We start from the raw sequence: 15538 nt of genomic DNA on the forward strand, positions 1-15538 counted from the left end.
AAGTGTCACTTTTCTTTTCGAGTGCAGTTGGTGGGGCAGGGCCCCACCCGACACCTTAATCGACAGGTAGGGTGGGGCCCTGCCCCACCAAATCACGCTGAAAATCCACTACACCTTAAATCGACAGGTAGGGTGGGGCCCTGCCCCACCAAATCACGCTGGATATTCACAACACCTTAAATCGACAGGTAGGGTGGGGCCCAGCCCCACCAAATCACGCTGGATATTCACAATAGTTGCCAGATTAATAGAGGTGCCCTTAAACATACTCCTCACAGATTCAATCGATGGTTTATCAACGCTTGATCTTACGTAATGTTTTCTCGGTCCAAAAGGAGTTTCGGCGAATTTTATTATACTCAACCACTTTCTGAGGGATGACCGCCCAGCTCTCCTGTCCTGTTCTTAGATCGAGTCCATACCAGTATTTCCAAAACAGAGCTCTGGGATCACCACCATCCTCCTTATTGACTAGCCCCCAATCCCGATCGATAACCTTTATCAATTCGCCATTCTTGAAGTATAAGGTTCGGTAGTCAGCAAAGCTGCTGGTGTCTACATAGCTGATTCGGTAGTCATACCACCAGGATTTGAATTTTGTAGTGCTTTTGAGTCCATAGACTTCCTTATCAATATGACGGCAACTACGGGTTGGTAATTCACCCACGTATCGATAATGCTTACCTTCAAGCTCTTCAATGGTGCCTAGACAGGTTTGCAGCTTTTTCTTACCAATCAGTTCGTGAGTTTCATCTTCAGGTTTTCTCAATGTAACATCACCGAAGGTAAAGGCACTACCTCCCCAGGCATCATCATGTTGGGGTTGCGAAAAACGTCTGATCTTTCTCAAAGCAGGAAGCCAGACCATATAATCTTTGTTTTTTTTCTCATCGGTATACTCAGTAATGAGCATGCCGGTTCCTCTTAATTTTCCAGAATGAAAAATTGCCAAATCCCTTGATCGAATCGCCTGATCTGGAGAGATTTCATAGTTGTTATTAAGATGGCGCTCCAATGCAGTCGCATGTACCTTTCCATTTGATGAACGATTGATTAAAACGGTCATGGTGCGACCTCTGCGTTCGATGGAAAAGTTTCTGAAAGTAAAGAAATGGTTAGCGAAATAGACCTGTTTTGCGATCTCGTCTGCGCTAGGGGTTTCACCGATAGGGGGAAGTGGGAGGGTTGTGTCTACCGCAGCAAAGATAGCTGTTGATTGAAAACAGATGATCAGTGCTAGAAAGTAGCCCAATTGCATGACATTTTTATTTAGTCTTCTCATATGAACTCGATGCAGGTACATAGGTGGTCAGCCATCTATTTCTGGTTCTGTTTTTTTACTTCACTGGAATATTTAAAGATGTTCTTTTTAATCTCTTCCAGATTCCCTGTTTTCAAGTATTCCTGATGTAGTCGGCTTTTGTAACTCTCTGGTAGTTTGTTGTAGAAGATGAAACTACCTGGAGACTCTTTTTTCAAAAAGGCAGAAAAATCCTCAAGATTTTCATATGAGGGGATGTTGTTATCGGTGCTGTTGCCTTGAACGCTGATCCAGGGGGAGTCGGAGGGCGGGTCGAAGACTCCGCTGGAGAACTCTTCATAGTCCGCTTTGATTGCTTGCAGATAATCATGCTCGCTGGCATTGAGCTGATCGAAAAAACTCAAACAGAGCAATAGCGCTAGAGATTGAAAAAAATAGTGACACTTTGTTGTCTGCCGCACTGGATACCTCCTTGTGTTCCTATGTGCCGGACCGCTTAGGCCTGTGATTACCATACTCATTTTATTTCATTCCACCAAAAAGACTGATCGTCGCTGGCATAATCAGTAGTGCTGGTGATCTGCGTTACTAATCCCTGTAACAGGTTGCTGCCACCAGGCAGTCAATCACCAGCTTCATTGTACGATCCATAGTTTATCTGCATAGCATAGACGAACTATGTGCAATCCATTATAAAAAGGTCATCAGGATTGACCACTTATCTAATCGAAATATACTGAACAGCTTGAATTATTTATATACAGTACAACAACAAAGGATAGTCTAACTCACTATTTTTCCATACGGAATAGAACGAATAGGTGAACAGGTCGATATTTTAGGGTTTTTATGGGCCTTGGGTTTATAAACACCAGGCTTCTCAATTCAGCATTGTTCCCACGGAAGTCCGTGGAAGCGCCATCCGCCCAAACTACTACGGCGGTGATCTTCATCCAAATCACCCTCGAAGCCTTCATCAACATGAAAGACACGGATAAATTCTGCATCCAGCAATGCTTTGCCTGCCTCCAGTGAGCGTTTACCACTGCGACAGATTAGAATTACCGGGGCGCAGCCTTCGTCTATCGTGCAAATGCTGCCACCAAGCAGGAGCTTTCGGATCTCAGTAACGAAGTGTGGATTGACCGTCCAGTCCGGCTCATCAATCCAAGGTACATGAACTGCGCCTGTAGGGTGGCCAACAAACAGGAATTCCATCGTGGAACGTATGTCCACCAGCACTGATCGCGGGTCGTCATGTATCATTTGCCAGGCCTGCTGAGGTGACAGGTTATGTAATTTTGAGTCGCTCATTCTCTCCTCCTATAGGGATCACGGTTACTATTCACATGTTAGATGTTTTATCAATGAACACAATCTTTTGCACTCTTCATGCCAAGATGGACTGCATCATTGGCGCTGCTGTCGCCAGTTTTCTGAGAGGGCACTCTGTTTTTGTGTACAATTCACATTCATGAAAGAGCGGTTACTGTTCAAACTCTGGTATTCCCTGCATCACCTGCCACTATCCTGGCTGCACAGTCTTGGACGTCTACTTGGAAAATTGTATACGCTGGTTCCCAACCGGGAGAGGGAGGTAACTGAGATTAATCTGCGTCTCTGTTTTCCGACTATGGGAGATGAACAGATACGCTCACTACTTGGTCAGGCAATGCAACAACTGGGCTGCACTCTTTTGGAGATGAGTGCAATCTGGTTCAGACCTGCAGATGAGGTGATAGGATTAATTCGTGAGGTCAATGGAGCGTCAAATTTTGAGAGGCAGGAAGGGCAGGGCTTGATTGTACTCTCACCACATATTGGCTGCTGGGAGATTGTAGGATTGGAGCTGCAGCGCCGGGGAAGGGTGACCAACCTCTATCGACCGCCTAGAAAGACAGCTTTTGACAATGTGGTGAAACAGGCCAGAGAGCGGAGTGGGGCAGAGCTTGTGCCAACGGACAATAGCGGGGTAAAGCGTATTCTGCAGACCTTAAAGGCTGGAGGGATCACCGGTATTCTCCCTGATCAGCAACCAAAATCTGATAAGGGCGCTCTATTTGCACCTTTCTTCGATAATCCTGCACTGACTATGCTGCTGGCAAACAGATTGGCAAGAAAAACTGGGGCGAAAGTGGTTTTGGCCTGCGCTGAGCGTCTTGAAAAAGGGGGGGGTTACAAAATTCATTATCTACCTGCTCCAGAAGGGATTGCTGATGAAGATACCTATCGTGCTGCCGTGGCTATGAATCAGGGTGTTGAAATGCTGATTAGGATGTTTCCGAGTCAATATCAGTGGTCCTACAAGCGATTTTCAAAGCAGCCTGAAGGCAAATCCTCTCCCTATAAGAAAAAGTAACTTAGATCTTCTCCATTGATAGGAATTAAAGAGCTATCCTGGTTAGCCGTTAAACTGGTAAGGCGTTGTGCTTAATTGCCTGTAGTGTCGGGATCATATGATTAGCCTGACGGTGGGGTGTTGCACTGGAAGTGATAGTTTCTATCTACTTCTATAGCATTTTCATCCCATCTCGACAGGTTATTTAACGGGGTTGCTTCAGAATGATGAAAGGAATTGCCAATATTGTTCTTATTGCTGTAGTAGCTGTTTTAGTCTCTATCGGGCCGGCAGTGGCAGCAACATCTGCAGAAAAAGCTGATGTGCGTATTCTGATTGATGTTTCGGGCAGCATGAAGAAAAATGACCCAAAAAATCTACGGCGTCCTGCACTACGGCTGCTGGTGGGTCTGCTGTCATCTGAAACCCGTGCCGGGGTTTGGACCTTTGGTCAATATGTCAACATGCAGATTCCTCTGGGTCAGGTAGATAAGGCATGGAAGAGTAAGGCCAGGAAAAGCTCGAAATCGATCGGATCTCCCGGTCAGCGCACCAATATTGAAGATGCATTGAAAAGGTCGACAGAGGACTGGAGTGGCCCCCCTGGGCCCTATCGGCGTAGTGTGATCCTGCTGACTGACGGCATGGTGGATATTTCCAGGGATAAGACGAAAAATAGCGCTTCAAAGCAACGTATTCTTAAAAAGATCCTGCCCCGACTGAAACAGCATCAGGTCACAGTACATACTATCGCGCTGTCTAAAAACGCTGATCACGAATTGATGAGAGAACTGGCTGATCAAACCGGAGGATGGTATGAGCAGACAGAAACAGCAGATGAGTTACAGAAGGTATTCCTAAGAATATTCGAGAAGGTGGGTAAGCCCGATTCAGTACCTTTGAAAGACAACAAGTTCACTATAGATCCCAGTATCACGGAGGCCACACTACTGGTTTTCCATAAACCCGGAGCTCAACCGACAGAAGTCATACCCCCTGAAGGTCAGCCATTTAAAGCTGACAGTGCCCCGAAAAACGTCAGTTGGCATCGTGATGAGGGTTACGACATGCTGACTATCGCTGATCCAAAAGCGGGTGAGTGGCGTATTCGGGCAGAAGTGGATCCGGATAACAGAGTAATGGTTGTCACTGACCTCAAGATGCTTTCCACTGAACTACCCAACCGTTTGATTCATGGTGTTTCTCTCCCCTATCAGGTGAGCTTTACCGATCATGGTAAAAAGATAACAAAGCAGGAATTCCTGCATATGGTGAATGTTTCTTCGAGCAAAAAAGATATCATGGGTAGATCTGAAGCAAGGCCTTTCACAGATGATGGGCGTGACTCGGATGAAAAAGCGGACGATGGTATTTTCACTATGACCTTTGGTGGCGAAGCGCTGCAGAGTGGAATGGGTGAGCTGATCATTAATGCCAGAGGAGCGACATTTATACGCGAAAGGCGAATAACCTACCAAGTCGTACCGCCAGTCGAATTGAACCTGAAACCTCGAGACAATGGACAACTGCTGGATCTGCAGTTGATCCCTGACGATAAATTGATTGATCCCGGTACTCTAAAGCTTGAAGCCTGGCTGGAGGATGAAACTGGAACTGAGACTCCCTTGAACCTGCAACGGTCTGGATCGGGTGCATCCTTCACAGGGGTGATAGATCTAATGAGTTTTTCAGGGCCACGAAAGGTCACTCTGAAAGCAGCAGCCAGAAGTGTTGAGGGTGCGATCGTTGATTATATTGACAGTCCAGTTGAGGTCGAAGGGGTTAAACCTTTTGTAGCGGAACCAGAACCGGCACCAGCACCGATACCTCCTCCAGAACCGGAACCTCAGCCCGCAGCTGAAGCGGAACCCGCAGTGGAAGCTGAACCAGAAGAGACTCAGACTGAGGAAGAGGATGAGGGCGTGGATTGGGTAGGTGCAGCAATATGGTTCGGGGTAATAAATCTGGTGTTGATTGCTTTGGCAGGTGGAATTTTTTGGTGGATGCGTCGATCGAATCAAGGTAATAAAATCAGTCTTGTCGATGAGCCGTCAGGTACAGATGCCACTGATGCTGAGCCGGAGAAAGAGTCATGATCGAAATCAGTTCTTTAACAGCGCTGATTATTGCAGAGATCCTGGTTGGGCTAGTTATCATCAGTGGATTGTTAGTGCTATTTACACTGTTACGTAAAGGACGCATACGCAAGGCTGCGAACCACTTGGCAGAGAGAGTACAGGCAGATAAGTCTAAGCGAACTGAGCGCCTAAAAACTCTGTTGGCTGATGGCTATCATTTGCAAAGTCCCCAACTGGATCAAACTCTGCATGGCATTGTGCAGACTGAAATGATCCTATATCAGAATATGCTGAATGGTTTTCTGAAAGATGATCAAGTCTCACTACAGCAGATAGATGTGGATGTGGAAAATCTGGTGCTGGGCTATCAGTCTCTCGGAGGGCTTGTAAGCGAAAGTGGAAGCCCCGTGGAGGGGGGTGGTGACGAACTTGATCATCTGAAGGCTGAAAATGAACGACTTTCTGAAGAATTAAAAGTCACCATGGATACTATGGGTAGGATGCTGAATGAGTATTCCACCATGTTTTCCGATGGCGCAGAAGAGTTTAAGAATGTGGCAAGTCAGACACAGGAAAATCAGGTTCCTGAGTCGATAGAAATAGAAGCAGATGCAGAAGTAGAGGCAACAGCAGAGGTTGAGCCAGAGATACCACCACCCATAGAAGATGATAGTGTCGATGATGATATGTTCATCCCTGATATGACAGATCAGGAATTAACTGAGTCATCTCTATCAGACGAGGAAGATTCATCTGCGGATGAAGTGGATGAACTCATTGCATCAGTCGGAGATACTTCAGCTGCTGTTGATGAAGAGGTATCAGAGATTATCGATGAAGTGATGGAAATTGCTGATGACATGATTCATGAAAGTGAATTAGCAGAAGAAGCAAAGGAACCTGAATCTGAATCGGCACCTTCTGCTGAATCAGCTGCGGAGTCAGAGCAAGTTGGTGAATCGATGATGGATGACCTGAGCAACATTGATATCGATATTCCTGATGTGGCCGATGTTGATGTTGAACAATCATCAGACTTTGAGCCTGGCTCGTTGGAAGAGGAGTGGGCAAAGCTTTTGGAGGAAGAGTCATCTCCTGATGAGGAGAAGAAGGACGCTTGATCGTTATACAGGAGCCTCAGGTCGAGTCCTTCCGGAATCACTGCGGCGCTTGATTAGCCACATCTAAAAATCAAACGAAGTGGTTTTTTATGCCATTTCAGCACGCTTTGGTGGGGCAGGGCCCCACCCTACCTGTCCGGGTAAGATGTAGGGTGGGGCCATGCCCCACCAAGTGGACCCTAAAAGAATATTAACGCTATATAAACCAGCGATACGATGTGTTGTAAAGGCAATTAGCTATAGCGAGTATGGGGTGAAAAACAGTGAGGGTGCTGAGGATAACCAGAAAGGAGGTACACTAGCTGCCAATGTTTGGCTTCGTGTTAAGCATGCGATTCATATAGTTGATCGCGCCTTTGTTGATGGTCGGTATTGGGATAAGCGTTTTAACCTCGTTATAAAAAAAGGGCGCATGTGCGCCCTTTTTTACTCTTACTGGATCAGTGTCAGCATTAAGCCTGACTGCAGTTGATCATTATTTGATCTTGCTTGACATGCTGTCACTCTTACCAGTGTTGTCAGTCCAGGATAGTTCGATTTCATCACCTTTAGCGGCGCCGCTGAATTTAAAGGAGATGTAGGGGTTCTTAGAGATGCCGCCACTCCATTCAGCTGTCATGACGGTATTGCCTTTGTGCTTGCACACTACTGCTTCAATGAAGTGAGCGGGGATTGCTTTTCCGGTCTTTTTATCTTTACGGCCACCAGTCTCCATTGGATGGGTCATCAGGGCCTTGACGGTGGTTACACCACCTTTCTCTTTGGCGCGGATCTTTATCGATTTAGCCATGCTCTATTCCTCGTGTTCGTTATATGCTTGACGGGATTTGTTGGGCTTATCCGCCGCAACCACCGATGGTGACTTTGACTTCTTTCTTGGCGCTGTGGAGCTTACCGCCCGCTTTGACAACACCAATAACATCACCGGTTTTACCCATCTTGATACGGGTAGAGACGAAACCTGATGCTCCTGTGCCCATCACGAAATTAGCGACCAGAGGTACTGGGTTGTTGGAAGCAATGATCGCGATAGACTCGACACCTTCAATGCTTGCATCTACAGTGATCGGTACTACAGCACCGTTCTCTGCGATATCCGGTGCCTTTACCTTGATGTCAGCAGACTCAGACATCTCGGAACTGCCCAGCAGTGCATCCAAAGCGGCTGGTAGCTCCTTTGATTCGAAAGCGGCCTTGTTCCAAGCTGCAAGCACCTGCTGAGGAGCCAAAAGGCCGGTAGCGGCAGCAACGCCTACCGTACCTGCTGCGAGTGATCTTTTAAGGAAGATCCTGCGTTTCATTTCATTGCTCATTCATTCTCTCCAAGACTGAGAAAGGTTAGTGATTGATGTTTTTTTTTATGAAACTGAAGTGGTTGGTCAATTTCATGGTTTTGGTCTTTTGTGACAAATTTGGGTCTGGGTAGCTCCCCGACCATGTTTAATCACAAATCCCAGGGTTATGTGCATAAAAGCCGATGTATTTAATTTTTTCCACCAAAGGTTTTATTGTCATTGCAGAAATTAGAGTCGGTTTGTCGCTTGGGCCATACCATTTGGCATGGGATTCCTGCCGATCATTAATGCTTGTCAGTGGCATTAGAACAACTTTTATCATAAAAAGTTGCGATAGCTATGCACCAAATCCTCCATTGTAAATTAGATACTGAGGATGATTTATGCCGGCTTTTTATTATTTAAACATTTTTGCCGACACACAATACCTTTACAGGTAGATCGTAAGAATACCGAAACAGTGGGCGATATCAAGTAAAAAAATTTGAAATATTAGTGCTTTGTGATGTTAGGAGTATGGCGAAGTTGGGTTTGCTCCGTGCTGGGTTGGGGTTTACCTGAATTCAGGTTGCTTGGTGTACTAGGTAAGGGACCGGGCTCTACTCCTTAGATCACCTGCAGCGTGGGGTGGCTGTGTAAAAAATCAAACAGTGAGCAGTATTTAAGCAGCTTCTTAAGTGATCTGGGGCTGGTGGATTGTAGATGAGTAGAGCTCACCTCAGGGATGCTTTATCCGCCTTGAGGGGAACAGCAACAGTCTGGCTGGTATGCAAGCCTGAATCGGTGGGCTTTGGTGGCAAGAGGTTGATCAGTGACGCCAGCGCTATCCTCAGATCAACGGTGATCTTTTTTCTGTTGCTCTTTTACCAGGTTACGTAGTCTCTTCATACGGGATTCAATCTTGGATGTCTCATAGAAATCCGGTGGATCCACCTCTTTTAAGGCTATTTCCAGCTGCTGGATTGCTGGCTGGAACTCACCTGAGGCCACATAGGCCTCAGCCAGCATACGATGAGACTCGGCCTTGCGCCCATCCAACTGTTCAATTTTACTCAGTAAGCGATAGAGTCTGGGATCAGACTCACGCATTGATAGTATTTGCTGAGTCACCTGTCGTGCCTTGGCAAGATCACCATTTTCAGTCAGCGCTTCAATGTAGGTAATTGAAATAGGATAGTTTTCTGGCATCAGACTGTAATAAGTATCTAGAATCTTCAAGGCCTTCTTGGGCTTTTTCAGCTCCTTTGCAAATTTGGCTGAAGCTAATACATATTCAGCTTGCTCAGGCCTTTTCTGTAGCATTTTTTCGATTATCTGCTCAGCTTTTTCGTGCTTATGGTTGGCCGATAGGGCCAGTGCGTAACCATATTGATGAGCCTCCTGGTTCAAGTGTCGTCCTTCGTGCAAGCCGGTGGCAAAGTGTTTTACTGCCTCAGCAGGCTCTTTGAAAGATCTGACTCGCAGAGTCTCTCTGGTCAAGAAGTAATTCAGTTCACCAGGGTACTGTTTGTAAGGATAGGTTTCTGCTCGTCCCAGGGCATCAGCGATACGATTGGTGGTGACCGGATGGGTGCGGAGGATTTCAGGTATTCCCGATTCATAGAGTCGACTGGCATGGGTCAGTCGTTCAAAAAACACCGGCATTGCTCTGGGGTCATAGTTTGATTTGGCGAGAATCTTGATGCCTACTGTGTCGGCCTCTTCTTCGTTGCTTCTGGTGAAGTTTATCTGCTCCTGTATGGCGCTAGCCTGAACGCCAGTCGCCATGGCAATACCAGCATCTGGAGAGCCGGCAGCGCCAACCAGTATGGCAGCCAGCAGCAGAGCAGCGGTTTTTCCGCTCATTTGATTCGCTGCATCAAATGCCCGTAGCAGGTGCTTTTGAGTGACATGGGCAATTTCATGGGCAATGACAGATGCCAGTTCGCTTTCACTCTGTGTGGCTAGAATAAGGCCGCTATAGACACCTATATGGCCACCAGGTCCAGCAAATGCGTTGATTTCTGGCTGTTCAATGACAAAAAAGTCGAAATCCTGACCAATAGCTTCGCTCTCTTTGAGCAGCTTTTGTCCCAGTGACTGGATATATTCAGATACCAGCGGGTCATCCATAACCGGAGTCGACTTTCTCACACTCAACATGAACTCTCTGCCGAGTCTTATCTCATCTGCCGGGGTCAGGTATTGATCTGATGGAGAACCCAGTTCGGGCAATTTTATTGCTTCTTCATCGCTGAAGGCGTTGGCTGTAGGCATAAGCATACCTATAACCAGCAAGAGAATGACTATTGGGATATTTGTCCGTGTATTGATCATGCCTTTAACAGATCCCAAAGAGTGAAGAATAGTTCCGGCCCATGACTTAGTCGCCGGGTTAATAGTAACCTGGAGATAAGTATCATGATACTTACATCCTTAAGTCATGCAGTCTCAATTAAGGCTGCAGATGTTGTGTGCCATCCATACTAGCGCTTAATCAGATCCGGCGATAGTAAGCAAAAGTTTAAACAAACATTTCCTCCGATTAATTGGTTAATCAGTATCTCCAAGATGAATTGTTAGGTTTTACCGAAAACTCAATAATTGGTTGATAATTAGGAGGTTGGCCTTTCCTGCTATTTGCTTTAATCTACCGCCTCACGACCAACCGGCCGGGTGGGGGAGGTGTAGATTCACTCTCTTGTCCGGTTAATAAACTGGATGCTATTTAATGGAGTTCCATGATGAAGAAGAGCGTAGTTTTGTTTCTGACTTCCGTAGTGATGAGTGGGGGATTGCAGGCTGATGAGGCCATGAAGGCCAACATCAATGAAGGCAAAGGTGTGATAAAGGCCTATTTTGGTGACCTCAAAGGAGAGCTGGTAAAGGGTATGAAAGAGAAGGGGCCTGTGCCTACGATCTCAACCTGTAATACTGTTGCTCCGCAATTATCTGAGGCACATTCTCAAATGAGTGGTTGGCGTGTGGGTAGAACCAGTCTTAAAACACGTAATCCCGACAATCGCGCAGATGCATGGGAAACTGCTGTACTGAAAGAATTTGAAGCGCGTAAAGCTGCTGGGGAGGACCCCATGAAACTACTTAAAGCTGAAGTGGTTGAGGAGCAGGGTCGTAAGGTATTTCGTATGATGAAAGCCATTCCCACTGCTGAGGTTTGTACTAAATGTCATGGTGCTGAACTTGCAGAGCCAGTCAGTGCAAAACTGAAGGAACTCTATCCAGCTGATGAAGCTGTTGGTTACAAGCCCGGTGACCTTCGTGGTGCTTTCACCTTGAAGAAGTCACTCTAATCAGACTTTCAGGGCGCACACTATCTGCGCCCTGACTACAGGTTTTTTTACCAGCTATTTGTGGCTGACAATTTTTAAACCTACCTGATTGCCCTGCAAAGTCAGCTACGGTGATAGTTAAGGATCTGCGGAAGGTTGCAGGTGGTTTTTATGAATTTCCAGCGCGATTTGGTGGGGCATGGCCCCACCCTACCTGTCGATATAAAGGGTGGGGCGAAGCCCCACCAACTGCACTACCCACATCTTTAGTTCAGCTGGATTCGCTGTCCCCAAGGTGTCTTCTCTTTACCTTTTACCAGCCAGATTACCGGATAGTTTGGTTCAAGTGCCGGAAAGGCGCCCTCTGCATCGGTGAAGTAGACCAGTAGATCTGGGCTCAATGTCTGCTTTTCCACCCACTCGAATACGGGCTTGAAACTGGTTCCGCCACCACCTGTTATCTTCTCTGGAAGTTGGAATTCATCCCAGGATTCATAGATCCATGGGGCTTCCTCTGCAATCGTCGAATCGCATGCGAGCAATGTAACTCTGGCGCGCATCTGTCCTTTCAAGGCGTTGATCTCAGCAAGAAACTCCCCCATCTCTTCGTCATCTATCGATCCACTGGTATCAAGAGCGACCACCAGTTCAAGCTGATTACTGCGCAGACTCGGCAGGATAAACTCACCCTCCCGGCGTGAAGGTCTCATATAGCTGAAGTCATCCCTGGCCAATGCGGTCATATAGCGGGCCAGTAGTAATCTCCAGGGCAGTTGGGGTTGCAGCAGGTGGTCTACCATTCGGGCCATGGCGCCATCCAGCTTGCCGACTTGCATCGCCTGCTGGGCTGCACCTGCCATACGTTGCTGCCACTGGATACTCAGGGTTTCTGCTTCATCCGGTGTCAGTGGTGGTGGCTGTGAAGAGCTATTGCCTGATCCGCTTTCCGGATTGTTGTGCTCGTCTCCCTCCTGGTCTGTATCACTCTGCTGGTTGTTTTTGGCCATATCCTTTTCTGTGGTGCCACTGCCAGATCCCTTGGTGTTGTCCTGATCGTAGATATGATTGTCCAGGGGTTCATCATCGTTCTTTTCATCCAGGCAGGGATATATCTCCTCAGCAGTCATGCCAGTGAATTGAGGCATCATCAATGAGCCAGGCGGGGGTTTCAGGCCATCACCAGTTAGTAGCGGGTTGATTGCGTAGTCGCAGGCCATATCCCAGTGTAGTTTGGTGCGATGCTGACGTCTGGCGAAGTGGGAGAGGGCACAGTGAAGCGCCTCGTGAGCAAGCATGAATTGGGTTTCATCCAGACTCAATTGGTCGATGTAGTGTGGATTGTAGTAGAAGGTCTTTGCATCAGTAGCAGTAGTTGGACACCAGTCAGGATTGGCCTCCTGCATCGGCAGTCGCATCACCAATGCTCCCAGAAAGGGCTTGTCGAGAATCAGTTTGGTGCGAGCTGCAGCCAGTTTGGTCTCTATCTCTTCTTGATCCATCAGTTTAGCGATCCCTGAAGCTGGGGAGTTCTGAGGAAGTTGTTCATCTTTGTGTTTAAATCTTATTCATACAACATGACATCTGAGACTGCCTGGGCCCAATCATTAAACTGGGGAACATTAAAGAGTGCCTCACCGACAGCCCGGTGCATGTCAGATACCAACATCACCCCCATCTCACGTTGAGGAAAACGACCGGCATACTCAAGAATCCGTCCATGTACCTCTTGGCCATTGCCTGCTTCATGGGCTCGGATAGCTCGTCCAACCAGTGCGGAAGCGACTGCATATTGCAAATCGATTTCAGCGGGTGTCGGCACCTCCTCGCCACGCAGTATTGCATCCAGATCAGGCATCTTATCCAGGCTGTTGACGAACGCATGCAGTTCGATACCCGCTGCTGGTCCAACACAGGCTTGCAGCGCCCCTTGGAGCAGTTGCGGGTGAGTGGTGAACTTCTGCAGTGCCCGGTGGGCAAACTCCCAGGATCGGGGTGAAGGGAATGCGACCGGATTGTGAGCAGGGTCGAAGTCGAATAGCAGTTCTGGCCGAAAGCGGAGAAACGCAATAATCCGTTCATCAATATGGTTGCGATAGGCCCAGGCAACCCAGTCATCTAGATTTGTCTCTACCTCAAAATGGGAAAATCGGTTGGCCAGTGGCGCCGGCATGCTGTAGGTGACACCCCGGTCCCCTTGCCGATTGCCGGCTGCGAAGATAGCCCAGCCGTCAGGTACCTGATATTCACCCAATCGACGGTCGAGAATCAGCTGATAAGCCGCAGCAGAGACGGTTGGGGGGGCAGATGTGATTTCGTCCAGGAAGAGGATACCTTGGGTCCCATGACGAGTTTCGGCAGGCAATATCGAGGGGATCGCCCATTCAACCCTGTCATTACTACGAAAAGGGATGCCTCTTAAGTCACTTGGCTCCATTTGTGATAGGCGGATGTCGATTACCGGTGCCTGATGACTCTCGGCTACTTCACGTACCATGTCGGACTTGCCGACTCCAGGGGGGCCCCAGAGCATGACCGGGGTATGGTGACCTGCGCGAGTGCTGATGAACTCTTGCTCAAGAATGGTAAGCAGTTGGGCTGGGCGCATGATGTATTCCTAATCAAAGAGATTTCTGATCGCACGGGAGAGCTGTTTGTAGACTTCGGGCCCATCCACATCCATCACCTGATCGATCACCCAGCGATTGTCATGTTCGTCGTCTCCCATTACTTGTTGGATCTGGAAACCAAGATGGCGAAAAAATGGATAACTGGGCCCCTCCTCGCTGAAGTTGAACTCTGCATATTCTGTAGAGCGTTCGTTGAACAGGGAGATAAAATGGTTGGCGTGGTCATCGTTGCCAAGCAGGTCTGCTGCATTATCACGATAGTGATCGGCCAGTTTCATTACCAGTGCGGTAATTATGGCGACCCGGTTATCATCATCCATTCGGTGTATCAATCGATCAGCAATCTGGACTTCATAAGTCAGATATTCAGCAATCACAGCAATCCGTTCTTGATCATTGTGATATACAAAGTTTTTGCCATGAAGTGTTATCGCTTTATCTAATGCGATACGCCATGCAATAAATGCGATGGCACCACCAATTTCGTCGGGGGAACGAACGCTATCCTCGTCGTGCCACTGACTCTTGATTCTTATTGCCAATGTCAGTTTCTCCTATATATCTATAGTACCCAGCCTTTTCAGGTTGGGGGCAGTCAAGTTGCGAGTCTTAGGGAGGCGCTATCTGGTGTTGATGAAACTTGTACTGCTTAATTAGCTGAATCCCAGGATTCAGGGAGTAATAACCAAGTATTTTACTCAGGTTAAGTGGAATTTCAATGCCCGGATCATAATCAGCCATGCTGACAGGCAACTTTTTTGCATCATGAGATCCAAGCCTGGCTTGGAAAGGGCGCGCCATTCCCGGCACCCCGCGCCTAGCAGCTAACGGCTTAGCGTCTCGCTGATTGGTACAGTTTGTACGTTACACCACACTAGTAATTATGTGAACTTTTATCCGGATTCCGAAGTAGAACATAGGCTGCACCTGTCCCGCCATCCCGTCGTGTGGCTGAGGTGAATGCGAGTACATCTTCTCTTTGGCGCAGCCAGACATTGAGTTTGTGCTTAAGTACAGGTTGACGTCCTTCCGATCCATAACCCTTTCCATGAATGATTCTCACACAGCGGATACGCATCTGCTGACATTTTTTCAGGAAATCGTTCAGGTCTGCTCTGGCATAGCGCACGGTCAGACCATGCAGATCCAGTTCGGCACCAATCTCCAGATAGCCCCTACGCAGATCATGCATGAGACGGTTTTGTACCCCTGGTCTGGAGAAATAGAGTTCATCGCCAGTCTCAATCTCCTGGTCTGAGTATTGATCCTGGAGTAATTCGTCCTCATCACCCACTGGCAGATTCAACGGCCTGGGTGGCAATCGACGCCGATAGGGGGCTATACGGGATTCTTTCAGTGGTGTGGCATCACCTAACTCTTCAACAAAGAGGGCTTTGTCATCCGGTTTGTCACTCTGCTTGCTCATTTTGCCGTTGCTCAATTTTTCCTCAAGTGTAGTCTCGCATAGTGATTGCTGGTCTCACTGATCTGGATACGACACAACACAGGAGCATGTTAGGAGCAGTTGAGAGGAATCTCAATCCTCGTG

At 47.6% G+C, this 15538-nt stretch carries 15 protein-coding genes; 4 read left to right on the top strand and 11 right to left on the bottom strand.

Translation table 11 applies throughout. The annotated features are described in order from the left end of the window. Positions 1 to 295: 295 nt before the first annotated feature. The 3 genes from AC4IFB_RS18685 to AC4IFB_RS18695 form a co-directional block, all read right to left on the bottom strand. Positions 296 to 1282: an outer membrane lipoprotein-sorting protein gene (locus AC4IFB_RS18685; protein WP_490778838.1), complete on the bottom strand. Its 987-nt coding sequence runs from the start codon at positions 1280 to 1282 to the stop codon at positions 296 to 298. Positions 1283 to 1317: 35 nt separating this feature from the next. Next, a complete protein-coding gene (locus AC4IFB_RS18690) occupies positions 1318 to 1722 on the bottom strand; it encodes a hypothetical protein (RefSeq protein ID WP_490778837.1) in 405 nt (134 codons plus the stop codon). A 424-nt stretch (positions 1723 to 2146) separates the two neighbouring features. Next, positions 2147 to 2575 carry a rhodanese-like domain-containing protein gene (locus tag AC4IFB_RS18695; protein WP_490778836.1) on the bottom strand — a complete coding sequence of 143 codons (429 nt, stop codon included), beginning with the start codon at positions 2573 to 2575 and terminating at the stop codon, positions 2147 to 2149. 160 nt (positions 2576 to 2735) lie between these two features. On the opposite strand from AC4IFB_RS18695, the gene AC4IFB_RS18700 reads away from it, so the two are divergent. The 3 genes from AC4IFB_RS18700 (at position 2736) to AC4IFB_RS18710 (ending at position 6798) form a co-directional block, all read left to right on the top strand. Continuing rightward, the gene (locus AC4IFB_RS18700) at positions 2736 to 3620 is read left to right on the top strand and encodes a lysophospholipid acyltransferase family protein (RefSeq protein ID WP_490778835.1); all 885 of its coding nucleotides are present in this window, start codon (positions 2736 to 2738) and stop codon (positions 3618 to 3620) included. Positions 3621 to 3823: 203 nt separating this feature from the next. After that, positions 3824 to 5695: a vWA domain-containing protein gene (locus AC4IFB_RS18705; protein WP_490778834.1), complete on the top strand. Its 1872-nt coding sequence runs from the start codon at positions 3824 to 3826 to the stop codon at positions 5693 to 5695. Continuing rightward, on the top strand, positions 5692 to 6798 hold the full coding sequence (locus tag AC4IFB_RS18710; RefSeq protein WP_490780985.1) for a hypothetical protein: 1107 nt from the start codon (positions 5692 to 5694) through the stop codon (positions 6796 to 6798). The genes AC4IFB_RS18705 and AC4IFB_RS18710 overlap by 4 nt, the downstream gene beginning before the upstream one ends. A gap of 475 nt (positions 6799 to 7273) precedes the next feature. On the opposite strand, the gene soxZ is transcribed toward AC4IFB_RS18710, so the two are convergent. The 3 genes from soxZ to AC4IFB_RS18725 form a co-directional block, all read right to left on the bottom strand. Then, complete coding sequence (soxZ, locus tag AC4IFB_RS18715; protein ID WP_490778832.1) at positions 7274 to 7588, bottom strand: thiosulfate oxidation carrier complex protein SoxZ; 315 nt, start codon at positions 7586 to 7588, stop codon at positions 7274 to 7276. A gap of 46 nt (positions 7589 to 7634) precedes the next feature. Beyond that, the gene (gene soxY, locus AC4IFB_RS18720) at positions 7635 to 8111 is read right to left on the bottom strand and encodes a thiosulfate oxidation carrier protein SoxY (RefSeq protein WP_490778831.1); all 477 of its coding nucleotides are present in this window, start codon (positions 8109 to 8111) and stop codon (positions 7635 to 7637) included. 816 nt (positions 8112 to 8927) lie between these two features. After that, positions 8928 to 10355 carry a M48 family metalloprotease gene (locus AC4IFB_RS18725; protein ID WP_490780986.1) on the bottom strand — a complete coding sequence of 476 codons (1428 nt, stop codon included), beginning with the start codon at positions 10353 to 10355 and terminating at the stop codon, positions 8928 to 8930. Positions 10356 to 10813: 458 nt separating this feature from the next. Here AC4IFB_RS18725 and AC4IFB_RS18730 point away from each other — a divergent pair, with 458 nt between their 5' ends. Then, the gene (locus AC4IFB_RS18730) at positions 10814 to 11383 is read left to right on the top strand and encodes a Tll0287-like domain-containing protein (RefSeq protein ID WP_490778829.1); all 570 of its coding nucleotides are present in this window, start codon (positions 10814 to 10816) and stop codon (positions 11381 to 11383) included. Positions 11384 to 11628: 245 nt separating this feature from the next. Here the strand turns inward: AC4IFB_RS18730 and AC4IFB_RS18735 are convergent, their stop codons facing one another. From AC4IFB_RS18735 to AC4IFB_RS18755, 5 genes are all read right to left on the bottom strand, one after another. Beyond that, positions 11629 to 12861, bottom strand: a complete 1233-nt coding sequence (locus tag AC4IFB_RS18735) for a vWA domain-containing protein (RefSeq protein ID WP_490778828.1) — start codon at positions 12859 to 12861, stop codon at positions 11629 to 11631. A gap of 62 nt (positions 12862 to 12923) precedes the next feature. Then, positions 12924 to 13967 carry an AAA family ATPase gene (locus AC4IFB_RS18740; protein WP_490778827.1) on the bottom strand — a complete coding sequence of 348 codons (1044 nt, stop codon included), beginning with the start codon at positions 13965 to 13967 and terminating at the stop codon, positions 12924 to 12926. 9 nt (positions 13968 to 13976) lie between these two features. Continuing rightward, a complete protein-coding gene (locus tag AC4IFB_RS18745) occupies positions 13977 to 14531 on the bottom strand; it encodes a hypothetical protein (RefSeq protein ID WP_490778826.1) in 555 nt (184 codons plus the stop codon). Positions 14532 to 14598: 67 nt separating this feature from the next. Then, entirely contained in the window at positions 14599 to 14790 is a 192-nt protein-coding gene (locus AC4IFB_RS18750) for a hypothetical protein (RefSeq protein ID WP_490780987.1), read from the bottom strand. A gap of 73 nt (positions 14791 to 14863) precedes the next feature. After that, positions 14864 to 15415, bottom strand: a complete 552-nt coding sequence (locus tag AC4IFB_RS18755; RefSeq protein ID WP_490778825.1) for a Smr/MutS family protein — start codon at positions 15413 to 15415, stop codon at positions 14864 to 14866. Positions 15416 to 15538 lie beyond the last annotated feature (123 nt).

The sequence above is a fragment of the Candidatus Thiodiazotropha sp. AKIB8 genome, assembly GCF_058244675.1.